The organism is Methylotenera sp. (assembly GCF_029945705.1).
In the GTDB taxonomy this organism is placed as follows: Bacteria; Pseudomonadota; Gammaproteobacteria; order Burkholderiales; family Methylophilaceae; genus Methylotenera.
The window spans coordinates 1-20,230 of record NZ_JAQSDC010000009.1; the positions used below are offsets into that span (position 1 = coordinate 1).

The 20,230-nt window shown below is 43.0% G+C and carries 13 protein-coding genes and 2 tRNA genes; 6 read left to right on the forward strand and 9 right to left on the reverse strand.

Annotated elements, in window-relative coordinates; all coding sequences use genetic code 11:
* Positions 1-160 precede the first annotated feature (160 nt).
* The 5 genes from PSU78_RS03185 (at position 161) to apbC (ending at position 4,538) form a co-directional block, all read left to right on the forward strand.
* Positions 161-237, forward strand: a tRNA-Pro gene (locus PSU78_RS03185).
* Positions 238-259: 22 nt separating this feature from the next.
* Positions 260-1,501, forward strand: a complete 1,242-nt coding sequence (locus tag PSU78_RS03190) for an RtcB family protein (RefSeq protein WP_300384153.1) — start codon at positions 260-262, stop codon at positions 1,499-1,501.
* 132 nt (positions 1,502-1,633) lie between these two features.
* Positions 1,634-1,712 (forward strand) — tRNA-Val (locus PSU78_RS03195).
* A gap of 406 nt (positions 1,713-2,118) precedes the next feature.
* Entirely contained in the window at positions 2,119-3,279 is a 1,161-nt protein-coding gene (locus tag PSU78_RS03200; RefSeq protein ID WP_300384156.1) for a slipin family protein, read from the forward strand.
* Positions 3,280-3,449: 170 nt separating this feature from the next.
* Positions 3,450-4,538 carry an iron-sulfur cluster carrier protein ApbC gene (apbC, locus tag PSU78_RS03205; RefSeq protein WP_300384159.1) on the forward strand — a complete coding sequence of 363 codons (1,089 nt, stop codon included), beginning with the start codon at positions 3,450-3,452 and terminating at the stop codon, positions 4,536-4,538.
* A gap of 51 nt (positions 4,539-4,589) precedes the next feature.
* On the opposite strand, the gene PSU78_RS03210 is transcribed toward apbC, so the two are convergent.
* From PSU78_RS03210 to PSU78_RS03235, 6 genes are all read right to left on the reverse strand, one after another.
* The gene (locus tag PSU78_RS03210) at positions 4,590-5,012 is read right to left on the reverse strand and encodes a group II truncated hemoglobin (protein ID WP_300384162.1); all 423 of its coding nucleotides are present in this window, start codon (positions 5,010-5,012) and stop codon (positions 4,590-4,592) included.
* Between the two features lie 15 nt (positions 5,013-5,027).
* Entirely contained in the window at positions 5,028-6,227 is a 1,200-nt protein-coding gene (purT, locus tag PSU78_RS03215) for a formate-dependent phosphoribosylglycinamide formyltransferase (RefSeq protein WP_300384165.1), read from the reverse strand.
* 147 nt (positions 6,228-6,374) lie between these two features.
* Positions 6,375-7,823 carry a sigma-54 dependent transcriptional regulator gene (locus PSU78_RS03220; protein ID WP_300384168.1) on the reverse strand — a complete coding sequence of 483 codons (1,449 nt, stop codon included), beginning with the start codon at positions 7,821-7,823 and terminating at the stop codon, positions 6,375-6,377.
* A gap of 14 nt (positions 7,824-7,837) precedes the next feature.
* A complete protein-coding gene (locus PSU78_RS03225; protein ID WP_300384170.1) occupies positions 7,838-10,183 on the reverse strand; it encodes a TonB-dependent receptor in 2,346 nt (781 codons plus the stop codon).
* A gap of 203 nt (positions 10,184-10,386) precedes the next feature.
* A complete protein-coding gene (locus tag PSU78_RS03230; RefSeq protein WP_300384173.1) occupies positions 10,387-12,894 on the reverse strand; it encodes an FtsX-like permease family protein in 2,508 nt (835 codons plus the stop codon).
* Positions 12,891-13,616: an ABC transporter ATP-binding protein gene (locus tag PSU78_RS03235; RefSeq protein ID WP_300384176.1), complete on the reverse strand. Its 726-nt coding sequence runs from the start codon at positions 13,614-13,616 to the stop codon at positions 12,891-12,893. Before PSU78_RS03235 ends, PSU78_RS03230 begins: the two co-directional genes overlap by 4 nt.
* Before the next feature lie 65 nt (positions 13,617-13,681).
* On the opposite strand from PSU78_RS03235, the gene PSU78_RS03240 reads away from it, so the two are divergent.
* Positions 13,682-14,323, forward strand: a complete 642-nt coding sequence (locus tag PSU78_RS03240) for an arylesterase (protein ID WP_300384179.1) — start codon at positions 13,682-13,684, stop codon at positions 14,321-14,323.
* A 15-nt stretch (positions 14,324-14,338) separates the two neighbouring features.
* Here PSU78_RS03240 and tilS read toward each other — a convergent pair whose 3' ends face one another.
* The 3 genes from tilS to dnaE are packed head-to-tail and all read right to left on the reverse strand — an operon-like array spanning position 14,339 to position 20,189.
* Positions 14,339-15,709, reverse strand: a complete 1,371-nt coding sequence (gene tilS / locus PSU78_RS03245; protein ID WP_300384182.1) for a tRNA lysidine(34) synthetase TilS — start codon at positions 15,707-15,709, stop codon at positions 14,339-14,341.
* Positions 15,678-16,649: an acetyl-CoA carboxylase carboxyltransferase subunit alpha gene (locus PSU78_RS03250; protein ID WP_300384185.1), complete on the reverse strand. Its 972-nt coding sequence runs from the start codon at positions 16,647-16,649 to the stop codon at positions 15,678-15,680. The genes tilS and PSU78_RS03250 overlap by 32 nt, the downstream gene beginning before the upstream one ends.
* Positions 16,650-16,679: 30 nt before the next feature.
* Positions 16,680-20,189 (reverse strand): DNA polymerase III subunit alpha, encoded by a 3,510-nt coding sequence (dnaE, locus tag PSU78_RS03255; RefSeq protein ID WP_300384187.1) that lies wholly within the window; start codon positions 20,187-20,189, stop codon positions 16,680-16,682.
* Positions 20,190-20,230 lie beyond the last annotated feature (41 nt).

A 20,230-nucleotide genomic window follows, 5' to 3' on the forward strand; every position in this document is an offset into this window, starting at 1 on the left:
GCTCTTTCTCATGCCATCCTTATAACATTTTATGTGTTATCTAGGACAGCCCCAAATATTTTAATAAAAATAAATTTTATTATTAATTATCAAATAGTTAAATAAATTTATAGTCAATTATAAAAAAGTTGGCATTGTAGTTGCTAATTACTATGCAATACCGAATGTAGCGTAGCTTGGTAACGCCCTTGTTTTGGGAGCAAGAGATCGTGGGTTCAAATCCTTCCATTCGGACCAGATTAACTTGAACAAGGTGAATATGATGCAAACAACTTATGAAGTGCTAACAGGAAAAACTACAACGAACAAAAACAGTTTAGTGAAGTCTTGGACACGCGGCGTCACTTTTGATGAAAATGCCAAACAACAAGTGCTGAATATGGCTGGCTTGCCTTTTATTCATTCACACATCGCCATTATGCCTGATGTGCATTTGGGTAAAGGCGCAACGATTGGTAGCGTGATTCCAACCAAAGGCGCAATTGTTCCTGCTGCGGTAGGCGTGGATTTAGGTTGCGGAATGATGGCTGTAAAAACCAGTTTAACTGCAAACGATTTACCTGAATCACTCATTAACTTACGCCATGAAATTGAAAAAAATGTGCCGCATGGTCGTTCTGCAAACTTTCAGCACGGCCGCGATAAAGGTAGCTGGAACAACTTGCCTGAAGACGTGATGCAGGCTTGGTTGCCATTAGATGCGCAATTCAACTACTTATGTGAAAAGCATCCGTTTTTGAAAAACACTAACAACAAGCAGCATTTAGGTACCCTAGGGTCAGGTAACCACTTTATTGAAATGTGTTTGGATGAAAACCAAGATGTATGGGTAATGTTGCATAGTGGCTCACGTGGTGTAGGTAACAAAATTGGCTCTGAATTTATAGAGCGCGCAAAAAAAGATATGGAACGTTGGTTTATTCACTTGCCCGATAAAGATTTGGCTTATATACCTGAAGGTAGCCAAAACTTTAAAGATTACGTAGAAGCTGTTGGGTGGGCACAAAACTTTGCCAAAGTGAATCGACAAGTAATGATGCAACGCACATTAGCTGCTATGCAAAAAATGATTGATAAACCATTTACGGCGCATTTAGAAGCAGTGAATTGCCACCACAACTACATTAGCCAAGAGCATCACTTTGGTAGCGATGTATGGGTGACACGTAAAGGTGCAGTGAGTGCGCAAAAAGGCGAAATGGGGATTATTCCAGGCAGCATGGGTGCAAAATCATTCATCGTGCGTGGTTTAGGTAATGCAGATAGCTTTTGTAGCTGCAGCCACGGTGCTGGGCGTTTGATGAGCCGAGAAGAAGCGAAGCGTCGTGTGTCATTAGCCGAGCATAATCTAGCCACAGAAGGCGTGGAGTGTCGTAAAGATAAAAGCGTGATTGATGAAACACCAAGTGCTTATAAAGACATTGAGAAAGTGATGGTAGCACAAAGTGACTTAGTGGAAATTGTACATACATTAAAACAAGTAGTGTGTGTAAAAGGTTAGTAAAAATTAGAGCGTAAGCTCAAAAAAGAATTTAGTGAATATTGTTGTTTAGCGGTGCTGGTTCAAAAAGCCAGCCTGACACAGCTTAAGTTTTTAAGCCTGTGTATCAATCAACAAGATAACTAAATAATGGTGGCTATAGCTCAGTCTGGTAGAGCAACGGATATACAACATCCGTGCGTCGTTGGTTCGAATCCAGCTAGCCGCACCAACTCACTGTAGCTCAGTTTGGTAGAGCCTCGGGGAAACCCGATTGTCGGTGGTTCGAATCCACCCGTGAAATCACCCTTACACGGTGCTTTAAATGGTAAGCCGCAAGGCCTCGGTTCAAATCCGATTCAGTGTTAAAAATGTAGTAAACGGTACGCCCCATTGGCGTTGCGTGGCTAAAAGTGACGAGGATATTGCTAGCTGTTTTAGCAATTCATCGAAGTGATTGGTCTCACAACACCACCTTGATGTTAAACAGTATTGTGGTGAAAATAGTCTTACAAATCTATTCAAACCTATGCTTTGCGCGCGCGTTTGTCAGTTAAATGCAACCCCAAGACATAAAAATAATATTGCTTAACGGCAAGTGGGGCAAACCACTTTTATTGATAAGAATGGATAATAATATGTTTAGAAAAAAAGTAGTGATTGAAGAAAATCAACGAGGTTTATTGTTTAAAGAACAACAATTTGAACGCGTTTTGGATAAAGGCGTATATCACTTTTGGGACTTTAGAAAGCAATACACTGTAAAAATCGTATCTGCAAATGGCGCGGCTAGAGAAATTGTGGCTGAAGATTTGCTCATGCTAGCTGAAGCCAATTCGAGCAAATTTACCCCTTACTTAGACACTTGGGAAACAGAGGTAGAAGAGATTGGTTTGGTGTATGAAGCCAATAAATTGATGGATATTAAGCTGCCAAACCAACGAGGTGCGTTTTGGAAAGGTGTACGTGCAACGCATGTTAAAAAGGTAAACATTAGCACATCATTTAAAATTGATGAGCGTACAGCAGCCTTAATGCTAGGGGCAGAAAGCGAAAAGCTTCGTAAAGCCGCAGGAAACGCAATTTATACGGTGACCGTACCCGAAGGCTATGTGAGCTTTTTAGATGTGAATGGTCAAGTAACTGAAACATTACACACAGGTACTTATGCATGGTGGAAATTTAGCCGTGTGTTAAAAACCAAGCTGTACGACATGCGTTTGCAAAATATGGAAATCAATGGTCAAGAAATTTTGACCAAAGATAAAGTCAGTTTACGCATTAACTTATCTGCAACTTGGCAGATTGCCGATGCAGAGAAAGTGCGCTTAAACTTAGCTGACCACACAGATTTTTTATATCGTGAAATGCAATTAGCCTTGCGCACAGTGGTTTCTACCCAAACGTTAGACCAATTATTGCAAGATAAAAACTTGCTTAATTTACAAGTGCAGCAAATTGTAGCAGGCAAAGCTTTAGAGTACGGCATTACGGTTAAATCTGTAGGCGCTCGCGATATTGTGTTGCCAGGTGAAATGAAAACCATTTTGGCACAAGTGGTTGAGGCTGAAAAATTAGCCGAAGCCAATGTCATTCGTCGCCGTGAAGAAACACAAGCTACCCGTAGCTTGCACAACACAGCTAAAGTGATGGAAGGCAACCCAATTTTGTTACGATTAAAAGAATTGGAAAGTTTAGAGAAAATCACGGGGCAGATTAAATCGCTCAATGTGTATGGCGGCTTACAAGGAGTAATGAATGATATGGTTAAACTGACTGACCGTACTAAAATTAACTAAATTAAAACTAATCAATAGCCTGACTGAGATTTTCAGTTAGGCTATTTTTTTATAATCCACAAAGCTACTTAATACATTCCACCACACAATCAGTTAAAATACCTTATCTATTTACTCAAGTAAAACTCTCTCAATTTAAGAATTTAACTTTTCAATCAGGAAATTAAGCAATGGCAATTTCAGAATTACTTATCCAAAGCACTTTAAAAGTTTGCATAGACCCGAATACTGGCAAAGACTTTATCAGTAGCAAGTCTGCTAAAAATATCCAAATCAATGGTAACGATGTCAGCGTTGATATTGTGCTTGGATACCCTGCTAAATCTGTGATGGATGATGTGCAAGCATTGGTGAGCAATGCGCTTAAAGGTTTGCCAGACATTGGCAACGTAACCGTTAACATTGGTAGCCGCATCGTTGCGCATAAAGCCCAGCAAGGCGTGACTTTATTGCCGAACGTGAAGAACATTATTGCGGTAGCATCAGGCAAAGGTGGCGTGGGTAAATCAACCACATCAGTCAATTTGGCTTTAGCGCTAGCTGCAGAAGGTGCGACTGTTGGTTTGCTTGATGCAGATATCTACGGCCCAAGTCAGCCACAAATGTTAGGCATTAGTGGCCGCCCAGAGAGTAAAGATGGCAAAACAATGGATCCGATGGAAGCACATGGCATACAAGCGATGTCGATTGGATTTTTAATTGATGCTGATACGCCGATGGTTTGGCGTGGGCCAATGGTGACAGGTGCTTTAGAACAGTTATTGCGTGAAACAAAATGGCGCGATTTAGATTATTTAATCGTAGACTTACCACCTGGCACTGGCGATATTCAATTGACGCTCGCACAAAAGATTCCTGTAACTGGCGCAATTATTGTTACCACGCCACAAGATATCGCGCTTTTAGATGCTCGTAAAGGTTTGAAGATGTTTGAAAAAGTCGGCATCCCAATTTTAGGCATCGTCGAAAACATGAGTACGCATATTTGCTCCAACTGTGGGCATGAAGAACATATTTTTGGTGCAGGCGGCGGTGAGTTAATGAGCAAAGATTACAACGTAGATCTACTTGGTAGCTTACCTTTAGATATCACGATTCGCGAACAGGCAGACAGTGGAAAACCTACAGTTATTGCCACACCAGATTCTAAAATCGCTAATATTTACAAAGAAATCGCACGTAAAGCTGCAATTAAAATTGCTAATACCAGTTTAGATCACAGCGGAAAATTCCCGAATATTGTGATTCAAAATACTTAGGTTTAAAACTACACAAAGACTTACAAAAATGCGTAATCGGGAATAGTGTGACTACTCACGATTACGCATAAAGTCAGCCACACCGTACAACTGCTCAGCTAATCTTTTCATGAGCAAGTCCTCATAATCTAACTGATGCATGGCCTTAATCATGCAATACATCCATTGGTCACGAGCAGATTCATCCACTGGGAATGGCATATGTCGAGCGCGTAGCATCGGGTGTCCATAGCGCTCAATATAGAGCTGTGGGCCGCCAGTCCATCCAGTCAGAAACATAAAAAGTTTCTCGCGCGCGGAGGTTAAGTCAGCCGGATGCATCGCTCGAAGCGGTGCAGCTTTAGGGTCGCTTTCCATAATGTCGTAAAAGGTTTCTACTAAAAGACGAATATTTTCAGTGCCGCTCGCCTCTCCGCCTAGCAGTTCAAAGAACGTACTTTTATTGCTACCTGCTTCTTCAATTTTATCTAACATTTGAGTTTGACCGATTTATACTACTTTAGGTTTAACTAAACTAGCAGCCAATTTTGCACGGCCTCTAGCCTCATCAGTATCTTTACCTGTGGCGAGCGCCACACCCATACGTCTTTTAACAAAAGACTCAGGCTTGCCGAATAGGCGAATATCGCTATTCGGTACAGCTAAGGCGGCTTCAACGCCATCAAACACTAAGTTAGTAGTTTCATGTTGCCCATAAATAACAGCGCTGGCTGCGGCATCACGCAAGCTAACATCAACTGGCAAACCTAAAATGGCTCGCGCATGCAGGTCAAACTCGCTGAAGCGTTGGCTTGCCATAGTGACCATACCAGTGTCATGCGGACGCGGACTTACTTCGCTGAACCAGACTTTATCACCTTTGATGAATAGCTCTACGCCAAACAAGCCAAGACCACCTAGGTTATCCGTCACCGCTTTTGCAATACGTTTAGATTCTTGCAACGCACCTGCAGTCATTGCCTGAGGCTGCCAGCTTTCTACGTAGTCACCTTTTTCTTGCACATGACCGATTGGCTCGCAAAAATAGGTTTGAGTTTCGCGCGTTGCATTTTTAGCACGTACGGTTAGCAAAGTGATTTCATAATCAAAATCAATCTGCCCCTCAACAATCACCACACCCTGATTTACGCGACCGCCTGAAGCGGCATAATCCCATGCGCTTTTTACTTCACCAGCATTGGTAATACGTGACTGACCTTTGCCAGAAGATGACATCGTAGGCTTAATAAAACATGGGTAACCAATACCTGCGTCAATCGCAGCTTGCAACTCAGCTTCACTTCTGGCGAACGCATAAGGTGAGGTAGGTAAGCTTAACTCTTCCGCGGCTAATCTACGTATACCTTCGCGGTTCATTGTGAGCTGTACGGCCTTAACAGTTGGAATTACTGTTGCAATGCCAGAAGACTCAATATCTACAAGCGTATTGGTATTTAAGGCTTCAATTTCTGGCACAATTAAATGCGGCTTTTCTTGGGCGATTAAATCACGCAAAGCTTTATCATCAGTCATATCGATAGTGTAAGCGCGATGTGCCACTTGATGACCAGGCGCATTTTTGTAGCGATCTACCGCAATCACTTCTACACCTAATCGTTGCAATGCAATAATCACTTCTTTACCCAATTCACCGCTACCGAGCAACATAACGCGAGTAGCATTAGGGCTTAATGGTGTCCCAATTTGCATGATATTTTTCCAGTTTTAATTTGCCCAAATCATACCACGCAGGGGCTTTGCCGTCATTTGAGAATGTGGCGTCAGTGTGAAATCTTATCGGGAGTTAACTGATAAATCTTCTGAAGGTTTATCTAAAGAACAAATTACTATTAAAAGTTATTCTTCAGTTTTAATGTTGAATTGATGTTTTTCTAAGCGGTAACGCATTGTCATACGGGTAATACCGAGCTTACGCGCCGCTCTGGATACATTATTATCTGATTCAGCCATTACCTTTAATAGAACAGCTCTCTCAACCTCATCCAGTGTGGCCTGTGAGTTAAGCATAGTATTTGCTGCGTGCTGATTAGCCTCTATCAGCGTCCTGTTCATGGGAAGCGCTAAATCAACTTCAGTGATATTGCCTTGATGAGACAACAACATGGCACGGCTCACTTGATGGCGCAACTCACGTACATTACCAGGCCAGTCGTAACTTTTAATCATAGCAACTGCATCTGCAGAAAAAACTGGCGATGCTAAACCATAACGCCTCGAAGTCTGCGTGGCAAAATGCTTGGCCAACATCAAACTATCACTAGCCCTTTCACGCAGTGGTGGCATGGCAATACTCATGACGTTTAAGCGGTAATATAAATCTTGTCTAAAACCACCAGTCAGCGACATTTCATGCAAATCGCGATTGGTAGCGGCAATAAACCGTGCAGGCACGGCACGTTCTTTGGTTGAACCGATTCTGCGCACCATTCTGCGCTCAAGCACATTGAGCAACTTAGCTTGTAAGGCTAAAGGCAACTCACCAATTTCATCTAAAAAAAGCGTACCATCTTCTGCCGCTTCTATTAAACCCGGGCGCGTGGCTGTGGCGCCTGTAAAAGCGCCCTTCTCGTGTCCAAATAGTTCACTTTCCATTAAGTCTGGCGGTAATGATGCACAATCAATATGCACAAACGGCTTATCGTTATTTTGACCTTTGACCTGACAAGATAAGTGTAACAGGCGCGCAGCAACATCTTTACCTGTACCCGTTTCACCGCTAATTAATACGGTAGGCGGCACGGTATCGGCAGCAACTAATTGAGCGATACGCTGAATTTGCATGTTCACACTTTGCATAGCAGGGCTATCACCCAACAACTCAACACCATCGATTGCATGCGCATTGCGTTGACGGGAATAATCTAAGCTATTGCTTTGAATCGCTGAAGCCTCAGCCTTTTGAACAGATAACAACAACTCTTCTAAATCAATCGGCTTTTTTAGGTAGTCGATTGCGCCTTGTTTGATAGCATTGACTGCATCGCTAATCTCACCATGCGCTGTCATCACAATCACAGCCACATTTTTAGCGACTAAATCAGCCAGCAAATCTAAACCATTACCATCAGGCAAACGCATATCTAGCAATACAACGTCTGGTGAAAACTGTTTAAATATGGTGCGCGCATCTTGCAAACTCTCAACATGCGCACACTCATAACCAGCTTTCTGCAATCGACGCATCACCGCTCTAGCAAACAACACCTCATCTTCAACAATCAATAATTTAGATTGCTGCTTTAACATTGCAGAGGCTTGCCCAGAGATAAGATGCGCTAATTGCAATTAAACCGCCTCAATTAATCTACATCTACAGCAGTTGATGCGCTTGATTTTGGTTTACCAAATTCATAACGCACACCCACCCAACCAGCGCGAGGTGCGCCAGGTGCTAGAAAGGTCTCATTCGCACCACTACCGTTGGCAAAAGCACCATTAGCATCAAAGCCACTCTGACCAAGCAAAGCACTTGTATAGTAATCGCGGTCGAACACGTTGTTTACCTTAGCAAACACTTGCCAACCTGTATTCGGAAGTGTGTAACGTGTATCTAAATTCAATACTCCGTAACCACCGATTTTACCTGAGCCAAAAAAGTTTACGCCATCAGCTTGATGTTGGTTATTCTCATTTCCTCGTGCATATTGGTCTGAGAAGAACACAGCACTTGCACCAATTGTCCAAGTCGGTAAGGCACTCCATTCGCCACGTAATTTCAACTGATGTTTTGGAATACCAGGAATGTTGTCACCTGGATTCACGGTAATTACACCACCTACATTTGATGAGTTAACATCACTAGCAATATCAAAGCTGCTTTCGTAGGTCGCTTTAATATAACTATAGCCAGCTGACCAACGGAAATCTCCAGCCTCGCCACTCAAACCTAAGTCAATACCTTGACGACGCGTTTTGCCAACATTATTAAAGTACCCAGCACCTGTTGTAGAGGTAGATGCAATAAATATTAAATCGTCATAATTGGTTGCTCGATATGCAGACAAACTCCATTTAGCGATATCACTAAACTTACCACGGACACCACCCTCAAATGTTTTAGCAACCACCTGTTTGAGTGGTGGATCACCAGCTAAAGCATTAGGCAAAAGACATGGCGAGTTTGGATCAGAACATCCTAACTCAATCACTGAGGGTGCGCGATTACCTTCATTGTAACCAGCATACATATTTAGCTCAGGCATCATGCTATACGTTAAACCCACAGCAGGATTGAAGCGACTATAAGTATCAGAACCAGTTAAGGAGCCAGCACCTGTCACTGGGTTATATGTACCTGCAACAGGATTTATATCGTCGCTATTATTGATACGAGTGTTGTTGTAACGAGCCGAAGCTGTTAATGCTAACTTAGATGTAGCATTGTAGGTATCCGTAGCGAATACACTCCATGTACGACTGCGACCTTTTAGCAAAACATCTTGCTCTACATCATCAAGCGTACCACCCACGCCGCGAGCAGCATCGAATGTACTGAATAGTTGACTAGTTTGTTCAAAGTTAATGCGAGATAAATCTGCGCTCACACCACCTGTTAACTGATTTTTATCTGTCACCCAAGTTAACTGACTGCCGAGACCATAGCCTTTTTGATTAACATGTCCACGGTTAATGACACCTTCATCATCACCAAGCGCAGCCCAATCATCACTCAAGTCACCATTGTAAGAGCTAGTGCGGTTTTTTCTATAATATGCATTAGTAGTTAACAAAAACTCATCGCTCAACCATGTGCTAACTTTTGCGTTCACAAAAAGCAACTTGTTTTTAGTAATATCGGGTTTAGTGTAAATTGACTCACGTCCAAAAGTATTCAATAGGCTTTGAGCCTGGTAACCGTTACCTGTCAGCTCATTGTCTGCGCCAGTAAAACTAATATCGACGTCTGTTTTTTCGTTGCTCCAACCTAGTTTACCAAAACCTTGCAATACATCAGATGGGGAGCTATCACGCCAGCCGCTTTCTTCAAACTTATTACCTGCAAAGAAATAACTTACGCCGTTATCCAACTTACCACCGTACTCACCTTCAACCGCCCAACGACCCCATGAGCCGCCAGACACTTGCACGCCGCCGCCTGGATTATGTTCGCCACTTTTGGTTTGTACTGAAACTGCACCACCTAAGGTATTTAAACCAAATAGCGGATTAGAGCCAGGCATCAACGCAATGCTGGAAATTGCATTTTGTGGGATTAAATCCCAGTTCACCGTATCACCAAATGGCTCATTCACGCGAACGCCATCTTGGTAAACTGACAAGCCTTGAGGGGTTCCAACTAAAGGTGAAGCAGTAAAGCCACGGAAGTTGACATCAGGTTGATATGGGTTATTTTGGGCTTCATTAATATTTACGCCCACCATATTTTGGTTCATATAATCAGCAATACTCAAACCTTGCTGATTTTGAATGTCTTTGCCTTTAGCGACTTGAACATTTGAAGGCACTTGATCGATAGGCACACCAAGGCTGGATAGCGGAGTAACACCCACCACTTCAACTTTGCCAAGCTCAATCGTTTCGGCTTTATTTTCAGCCATCACCATTTGAGGCATTGCATAAGCAGCTAGAATTGCGACCAATATTAGTTTTGGCTTCATGTTTTTTTGTTGTAACGAAATTTGCATGTTATCCCCTAGGTTAGATATATTTCACCGCATTAAATAAGCAAAATGCATTCCTAGAATTTAATTTTATAAAATACTCAATATAATCAAATAGTAAAGATTAATACCGAGATAGATTAAAAATTGTACACGCAATAATTGGTTACATACAGCCAATTATTGGTTATATACAACCAATTTATGGTTGTATATAACCATTTTAATTAAATACTGTTGAGTAACTGCCTTGCTGGAACATTCAAATATCCGCGCAAACCTAGCCAAGCGGCTAGCGGAATAACAATTGCAGCAATCAGCGTAATTCCTAGTGCAAGCGTTGCATTAAACTGAAACGGAATATTTAATATCTGAGCGCTGATATAGTAAGCCAACAGGTTAGCGGCAACAGTCGCAATCAACGCGGACACCAAGCCAATACAAGCAAACTCTGCAATGTAAGCAATACTCACTTGACGACGAGATGCGCCAAAAACTCGCATCAGTGTAGCCTCGGCAATGCGTTCCTCACGCGTGGCGATTAAAGCAGCATAAAGCACCGCTAAACCAGCAAGCAAGCTAAAGGCAAACACATACTCTATGGTACTGCTCATTTTTTGCATAATGCCGCGTACTTGCTGCATAAGTGCGGCAACGTCAATCACGGTCAGATTAGGGTAGCTTCGTATCAGTTGATTCATCGCCGCATCTGTACCAATGGGCAAGTGAAAACTGCTAATGTAGTTTGCAGAATAATTATCTAATACGCCGGGCGGTGTGACCGCAAAGAAGTTCGCACGCATCGTATCCCAATCTACCTTTCTAAGACTAGTGACAGTTAGCGTAAGAGGATCACCAGCTACATCAAATATAAGCTTATCGCCTAACTGAATTCCTAGTGTTTTTGCCAAATCTTGTTCTATAGATAAATATGGCTTGCCGTACTCTTTGGGCGTCCACCAGCGACCTGACAACAATTGATTGTCACTTTGCATTTGAGCAGCCCAAGACAAATTAAACTCACGCTCAGCAAGGCGTTTAGCGCGCTCATCTTGCCATTGTGTTGCGTTAATCTCTTTACCGTTTTTACTAATCAAACGACCGCGCACCATAGGAAAAATGCTTCCGCCTGTGATTTCCTGTTTCTGAAAAAACTGTTTAACGCCATCGATTTGGCTAGGCTGAATATTAATAATAAAGCGATTAGGCGCATCTATGGGTAATGATGCCTGCCAGTTGCGGATTAAATCGCCACGAATCAATGCTAATAACATCAGCACCATCAAGCCCATGCTGAAACCTATCATCTGCACGGTAGATAAGCCAAATCGGCGCTTAAGCCCCAGCACGCCAAGCTTCATATCGTTTAGCACCTGACTTTTTGGCGACAACATGAATAAACGGTTTGCCAAAGTGACTAATACATAAGAAAGACCTACAATCGCCACGCAAAGTAATACTAAAGCGACAATCGTCGAAGCCGCTAATTTACCGTCACGCGCTTGCCAAAAAATCATCGCACACATCACTAATGCTGCGGGAAGAAACTTAGCTTGTGCTGAAATTGGTTGAGCCAGCGTTTCACGCCGTAAAATATTCATGGCAGTTAAGTTACGCATTTGCCATGCATGCGGCAGCACCACTGCAAACATCATAGCAATACTAGCCGCCAAACCTATCAATACAGGTGTGCTAGACGCTGGTGGAAGTGACTCTAAAAACAAACTGCCCGCTAATGTTGCCAAACCAAACTGCGCTATGAACCCAAGTAACACACCCAACAAAGCACTAAAAAATGCAATTAAAATGGTTTGTATGGCTAACACTTGCAACACCGTACTTTTTGATGCGCCAAAACAACGCATTAAGGCAAAGGTATCAAGACTTTGTTTGATATAGGGTAAGCTGGAAAGCAACATGGCGACCATGGCTAAAATCACGCTGACCATAGCGGATAAGCCTAAAAATTGTTGCGCCTTATCTAAGGCTGATTTAATTTCCGGGCGCGCATTTCGCACATCTTGTATCTTCTCGCCTCGGCTTAATGACGACTTGTTTTGTGCGTTGTATTGATTGATTTTTTCTGGGCTAGCTGCAAGTAACAACTGATACTTAACCCGGCTACCATACTGAATCAACTTGGTGGAAGGCAAATCAGCGGCATTCATCATTAGGCGCGGCGCAAAGCCAAACATGTCGCCCCCACGGGATGGCTCGCGGACCAATATTGCACTTACATGCAACTTGCGCTCACCTACCTCAACATCATCCCCCACCTTAATATTCAGTAAGTTTGCCAATCTGGGTTCTATCCAAACTTCACCCTGCTTCGGTGAGGTTTTGACTACCAATCCAACATCAGCGACATCTTTACCTAAAGTTAAATCACCCCTTAGCGGAAAGGCTTGTTCAACCGCCTTGATTTCAGCTAGTTGACTGCCTTCACCAAATACCACCATGCTAGAAAACTCATAAGTTTTAGCTGTAGCTATGCCTTGTTTTTCTGCGTTATCTAGCAAAGCATCGGGAATAGCATGGTCTGCAATCACAGCAATATCGCCACCGAGCAGCAAGCCGCCTTGCTGATTTAAGGCAGTCTCTACGCGTTGCGTAAAAAAACCAATCGCAGAAATGGCAGTAACCGCTAAAACTAAGGAAAAAATCAGCACTCGCAACGCGCCAGAACGCCACAAACTGAGGGTTTGTGTCCAAGCCAATCTAGCACTTAAATTCATACTGCAACCAAATCTGTTTGCTCAGTCAACACGCCATTTTCAAGCTTTATCTGACGCTGGCATCGGTTTGCCAAATGCACATCATGTGTCACTAAAACCAAAGTCGTGCCCGCCTCCATATTCATTTTAAATAGCAGCTCAATGATGATTTGTCCTGTTGAGTTATCCAAATTCCCGGTAGGCTCATCTGCAAACAAAATGGCTGGTTGAGTGGCAAAGGCACGCGCAATAGCCACGCGCTGTTGCTCGCCACCTGAAAGCTGCTTCGGGTAGTGTTGCACGCGCGCGCTCAAACCTACTTTAGCCAATGCCTCAAGGCTCAGCTCTTTTGCATTAGCTTGGCCTTTCAATTGCAAAGGCAGCATGACATTTTCTAAAGCTGTGAGTGATGGTAGCAACTGGAATGACTGGAATATAAATCCCATGCTTTTGGCACGTACTGCTGCCCTGCCGTCTTCATCTAAACCACTAAATGGCTTGTTTTGAATTTGAACGCTGCCACTACTTGGAATGTCCAAGCCTGCGAGCAAGCTCAGTAGCGTGGATTTTCCAGAACCTGAGCTACCGATAATGGCAATTTGCTCGCCATTAAAAATAGATAAATTTAAATCCCGTAAAACCTGAATATGGTTATCATGACTAACGAATTCATAGGTTAAATTTTGTGCTTGGATTATTGTCGCTTGGCTTATTTTTGTTTGCATAGCAGGAGGTTGTTGCATCAATGTTTTTCCACTTATTATTAATTTTAAAAAAGCTAAATTCTAAACTTAAACAATCAAAACCAGTGCAATCTAAATTATGGTTACGAAAGTTACTTTGCATTAGTCTACTGAGTTTAAGTTTCGTTGCATGCATTTCACAGGCAAACGCAGCAAACCCGAAAATTTTAGTTTTTGGCGATAGCTTATCTGCCGCATACGGAATTCCGAAATCACAAGGTTGGGTAGCACTCTTACAAAAAAAGTTGGCAGATCAGCATTATCAATACGATGTGATTAATGCCAGTATTAGCGGAGAAACCACCAGCGGTGGTTTAACTAGATTAGAAACAGCGCTTTCAAAAGTACAACCCAATATCATTATTATTGAGCTCGGTGCTAACGACGGTTTACGCGGTTTACCCGTAAAAGAGATGACTGAGAACCTTAATACCATGATTACACAAAGCAAGAAAGCCAACGCAAAAATACTGTTAATCGGCATGAAAATACCGCCTAACTATGGCCCTAAATATACAGAGGCATTCCGCAACACGTACCCTGATTTAAGCCTACAGCATAAAGTTTCGTTAGTGCCATTTTTGCTTGAAAATGTTGCCGCCCAACCGAAACTAATTCAAGACGATGGTTTGCATCCAAATGTGTCAGGGCAACCTATTCTTCTTGATAACATTTGGCCAAAGCTTAAGCCATTACTTAAACGATGATTACGTGGTTCAGAACTAAATATCTTGCCAAATAATATCTAATCCAAGTTCACCTTCGTCAGCTCGCAGCTCATGCGTTATGCCAATGTTTGGCACTAAAGCTAGGGTATCATGCCAATAAATAAGTGGTAAATGCTCACGCTGCCAAGGTGGAATATTGGCTTCTTGCAGTAGATGTTTAAGCGTTCGAGTTGGCCTTAGTACATCTGGCTTAAAGCGCTCACCGCCATCTCGATTTGTGATTCTCAGCTTAGTCATGCCATGCTTTAGCGCTAAGCCTGCGCCTATCACTTGCTTAAAATGTAACTGACCGCCATTAGGCAAGTCTAAGTGCGACTCACCATTCCAAGTCATATCAAACGCCTCGGCTACACGTTCAGCACATAAATAAGCGCGTTGCTGATAGCGCTTTAAACTTAAGTGTTGTAACTGGATATTGATATTGGCATCAGCTTTAGCATTAAATACCTGCTGAATAATTTCATTCAAATGATCAGAGCTTGGCATGGAGAGTTGGTTTTGTGCAAACCACCAGCGTAGTAGATTTTTGGCGCGCGGAAGGTCTAAGCTGGTTAAACCTTGCAAACAAAGGCTGTTGTTTTGCAATAAATCATTGGCATCAATTTTTGCTAAACTATCGAGTAATTCATTCGCTTCAGCCAAGTGCGAGGCCGTTCGTGCAAGCACTGATTTAACTGATGGATAACGAGTCGCTAACACTGGCAAGAGATCATGCCGCACGAAATTGCGCTCGTAATGGGTATTGTCATTGCTTTCATCGTTACACCACGAAATATTATGCTGCTCTGCATACGCCTGCAATGTTTGGCGCGACACCTCAAGCAAAGGACGCATTAACCGTCTAGGCTCATCTATTGCAGCCATAGAGGCCAGACCCTTCACGCCAGCGCCTCTAAACAACTGTAAAAGCAATGTTTCGGCTTGGTCATCTTGGTGATGCGCGGTGGCGATAAAATCTGGTTCAATCTCATTCAGCTTAAAGTCAAACAAAGCTTCATAACGTAATTGCCTAGCAGCTGCCTCTATGCCCAGCTTAGAATTTGGATCAAGCTGAACATATACAACTTCAACTGGCACATTCAAAAGCTCACATTGTTGCGTGCAGAAGTCTGCCCAAGCATCGGCATTTTGGCTTAAACCATGATGCACATGCATGGCATACAATTCGAAAGAGTTAGATTGTTTAGCTGCAGCAAGCAGATGCAACAGCACTGTAGAATCTAAGCCCCCACTTAATGCCAACAGCACGCGCTGATTGGGCTTTAGGTGGTGGCTTAGAAGTTGATTGAGTTGTGAAAGTAAAGGATGAGTTACAAGACTTGTAACTTTCTTGCTATTTTTCAGCGACTTCTTTGTATTTGCCATAGCCCATTAAGCGCTCATAACGGCTAACCAGTAAAGTTTTAATAGATTTTGGCTTTAATTTGGCAAGCTCTTCTTTTAGTGCAACACGCAAAGTTTCCATTACCACTTCTGGCGCACGATGTGAGCCGCCCAATGGTTCAGGTACAATTCTGTCGATTAAACCTAGTGCTTTAAGACGCGTTGCGGTAATTCCCAAAGATTCTGCAGCAATGGAAGCTTTATCCGCACTTTTATACAAAATAGAAGCACAACCTTCAGGTGAAATAACCGAGTAAGTGCCGTATTGCAACATTAACAATTGGTCAACCACACCTAAGGCCAACGCACCTCCAGAACCACCTTCGCCAATAATCACGCCGATAATAGGTGTTTCTAGTTCAGCCATCACATAGAGATTACGTGCAATCGCTTCTGATTGGCCGCGCTCCTCTGCGCCAATGCCAGGATAGGCGCCAGGCGTATCAATCAAAGTAATAATAGGAATATGGAATTTCTCAGCCAAGCGGAATAAACGTAAGGCTTTACGATAACCTTCTGGACGTGGCATACCGAAGTTACGGTACTGGCGCTCTTTTACATCACGGCCTTTTTGGTGGCCAATGACCATCACTGGCTGACCTTCAAACCTTGCCAAACCGCCTACAATCGCAGGATCGTCCGCATAAGCTCTATCGCCATGCAACTCTTCAAAGTCAGTAAATATAGCCTTGATATAGTCCAAAGTGTAAGGGCGTTGTGGATGTCGCGCCAACTGCGAAATTTGCCAAGCAGTTAAATTGCCATAAATATCTTCAGATAATTTTTTATTTTTCTTTTCTAATGCAATGAGCTCTTTAGAAATATCTAAAGCATCATTGTCATCATGCGCTGATTGTAAGCCTTCAATTCTGGCTTCAAGCTCTGCGATAGGTTGTTCAAAATCTAAATAACTTATTTTCATGCGATTAGTTTTTTCTCAGAAATCATTAGTTTAATTATATAGGATTTTTACGTTTTCTCGACTTAACCACGCAGTTAAACCTGCAATCAACTCATCATGCAAATCCACGCGCCAGTCATTGCCTAGCATTAACTCCACTTTACTGGTTTTATTATGATATTCAACTTTTACCGCACAGCCACGCACTTCATCAGAAGCACTTTTACAATAAGGCTTCAGCAACGCCTTTAGTTTCACGGCATCGGCTTGACCATTACAAGATATTTTCAAAAAGCTGGCTTTGCTATTTCTCAGCGTAGGTAAGTCGAAAATCTTTCTGGCGTTAACTCTTACGCCGCCAGAGAATTCATCATTGCTAACACGGCCTTCAATGATGATGAGTTGATCATCTTTTAATAAAGCTTGTTGCTGATTGAGTAACTCACTACCCACCACTACTTCTAGTCGCGTAGTACCGTCATCTAAGCCAACAATCGCCATTTTCCCACGCCCGGTCATGCGGATACGCACACCTGAAACAATCCCTGCCAATAATTGGGGATGCTCTTTAGGAGCTAAATTTGCCAGCGTGGTCGAAATAAATTGATTTAAATCTTTTTGGTACGCCCAATAAGGATGGCCACTGAAATAAAAACCTAAAGCTGCTTTTTCTTCTTGCAAGCGCTGTTGTTCAGTCCAATCTGGCACCATAGGTAAAATGTTAGCTGCTTTATCTGCAACTTCGCCAAATAAACTATTCTGGTTACTATTGGCGCTATTCTGTTCAGCTGCCGCCATTGCCATGGCAACGCCTGCTAATAGTGCATTACGGCTTGGCGAAAGTTTATCAAATGCGCCAGCGCGAATTAATGATTCCACCACTCGGCGATTTACTTTGCGCAAATCTAGGCGATTACAGAAATCGAATAAGTCTTTAAATGGCCCATCTTTGCGTCGCGCTTGTAAAATGACTTCAATCGCGGCTTGCCCGGTGCCTTTAACTGCGCCCAAACCATAAAGCACTTGGTTTTTGCTAATAGGTGTAAATTTAAACTCACTTTGATTCACATCTGGCGACAATATTTCCACCTGATTCGGCGCGCAATCTTCATAGAAAATACGCACACTGTCCGTATTATTCATATCAGCGGACATGGTTGAAGCTAAAAATGCGGCTGGATAATGCGCCTTCAAATAGGCGGTTTGATAGGCAACCAGCGCATAAGCGGCGGCATGAGATTTATTAAATCCGTAACCCGCAAACTTTTCGAGCAAGTCAAACAACTCGGTTGCTTGACGCTCCGTCATATTGTTTTTAACCGCGCCCTCCGTAAAGGTTTTGCGCTGCGCATCCATTTCCTCTTGCTTTTTCTTACCCATCGCACGGCGAAGCAGATCTGCGCCGCCCAAGCTGTAGCCCGCAACTACTTGCGCAATCTGCATCACTTGTTCTTGATAAACAGCGATACCATAAGTCTCTTTTAAGATAGGCTCAGTGAGTGGATGTGGGTATTCCACACGTTGCTTACCGTGCTTGCGTCGACAGAAGTCTGGAATCAAATCCATAGGGCCAGGTCGATACAATGCCACCAGCGCGATAATGTCTTCAAAGCAATCAGGCATCGCCTGTTTAAGCATGTCCTTCATGCCCTTGGACTCTAGCTGGAACACCGCAGTGGTATTGGCAGTTTTTAATAGCTGGAATGTAGGCTTATCATTAAGCGGTAAGGTTTCAAATGATAAAGGCGCCAAACCCTCGATTGCACGCTGTTTATTGGCGTTGACTAAAGCCAGTTCCAAAATGGTTAATGTACGCAAGCCCAAAAAGTCGAACTTAACTAGCCCTACTGCTTCAACATCATCTTTGTCATATTGGCTGACCAAGCTTGCGCCATCTGCTTGACAATAAACGGGTGAGAAATCAGAAATTTTACCCGGTGATATCAATACACCACCTGCGTGCATACCAATGTTACGCACTAAGCCTTCAAGGCGCAGAGCAAGCTCTAACAACTCTTTCAGCTCTTCTTCATTTTCACGACGCTCCGCCAATTGCGGCTCTTTTACCAAGGCGTCGGATAGGGTAATACCTAATTCAAGTGGAATGAGTTTGCTGATACCATCCACAAAATAGAATGGCAAATCCAGCACACGGCCCACATCGCGAATCACGGCCTTTGCGGCCATGGTACCGAAGGTAGCGATTTGTGAAACTGCGTCTAAACCATATTTTTGTTTCACGTAATCAATGACGCGATCTCGCCCCTCTTGGCAGAAGTCAATATCAAAGTCGGGCATCGAAACGCGGTCTGGATTTAGAAAACGTTCGAAAAGTAAGTTGTACTCTAAGGGATCTAAGTCCGTAATTTTTAAGCTGTAGGCAACCACAGAACCAGCACCAGAACCACGCCCTGGGCCAACTGGAACACCGTTACCTTTAGCCCACTGAATAAAGTCGGCCACAATTAAGAAGTAGCCCGCAAAGCCCATTTGGTTAATCACTTGAGTTTCAAAGTCTAAACGTGCGTCATAGTCAGGCTTTTTTGCGGCACGTACTTCTTCATTTGGATAAAGTACCTCTAATCTCTGCGCCAAGCCTCTACGCGCTTCTTCTATAAGAAAATCATTCAGACTTTCATTATTTGGCGTTGGAAAGTTAGGTAAATAATTTTTACCTAAGGTGAGCATTAAGTTACAGCGTTTGGCAATTTCTACAGTATTAGCCAGTGCTTCAGGCATATCGTCAAACAACGTAGCCATATCTGCTTGAGGTTTAAAATATTGCTCGGTAGTAAAGTTTTTAGGGCGACGAGTATCCGCTAATACATAGCCCTCAGAAATACAGGTACGCGCTTCGTGTGCTCTAAAATCGTCTGGCGTGATAAATTGTATGGGATGCGTAGCAACGATGGGCAGGTTCAGACTATGGGCAATGGAACGCACTTGCTGAATATAATGCTCTTGCTGATGTTGCAGAGCATTATTCTCTGGGGTACTGTTTTCTGAAATACTGGCGGTGCGCTGTACTTCTAAATAAAAGCGGTCTGGAAATAAGTTTTCCCAAGCTTGAGCAAGCTTAGTAGCTAAGGCTAAATTATCTTGCGTGCAAGCTTGACCGACATCACCAGCCATTGCGCCAGAGAGCATAATGAGCCCTTCTGTACCGCATTCGATAAACCATTCTCGCTTAAACTCAGCACGTCCTCGATATTGATTACTCAAATATGCGCGACTGAGCAGTTGACATAACAACAAATATCCAGCGTGTGACTGACATAACAAAAGTAAACGCGTTGGCTGCTCACGATTAACCGGGTTTTCTAACCATATATCGCAGCCTAGAATAGGCTTAATCCCTCTGCCTCTGGCGGTTTTATAAAACTTAATTGCGCCAAACAAATTGCTTAAGTCAGTGAGTGCCAGCGCTGGCATTTTATCGCTCAACGCCTGCTTTACATAGTCGTCAATACGAACGATGCCATCGATAATGGAGTACTCACTATGGCAACGCAAATGGACGAATGTAGGCTTTTTTATTTCGGTTTGACTGGTTTGCAGCATAAGGTAAATTTTACCTTATTGAGGGAGTTTTAGAGAGTAAA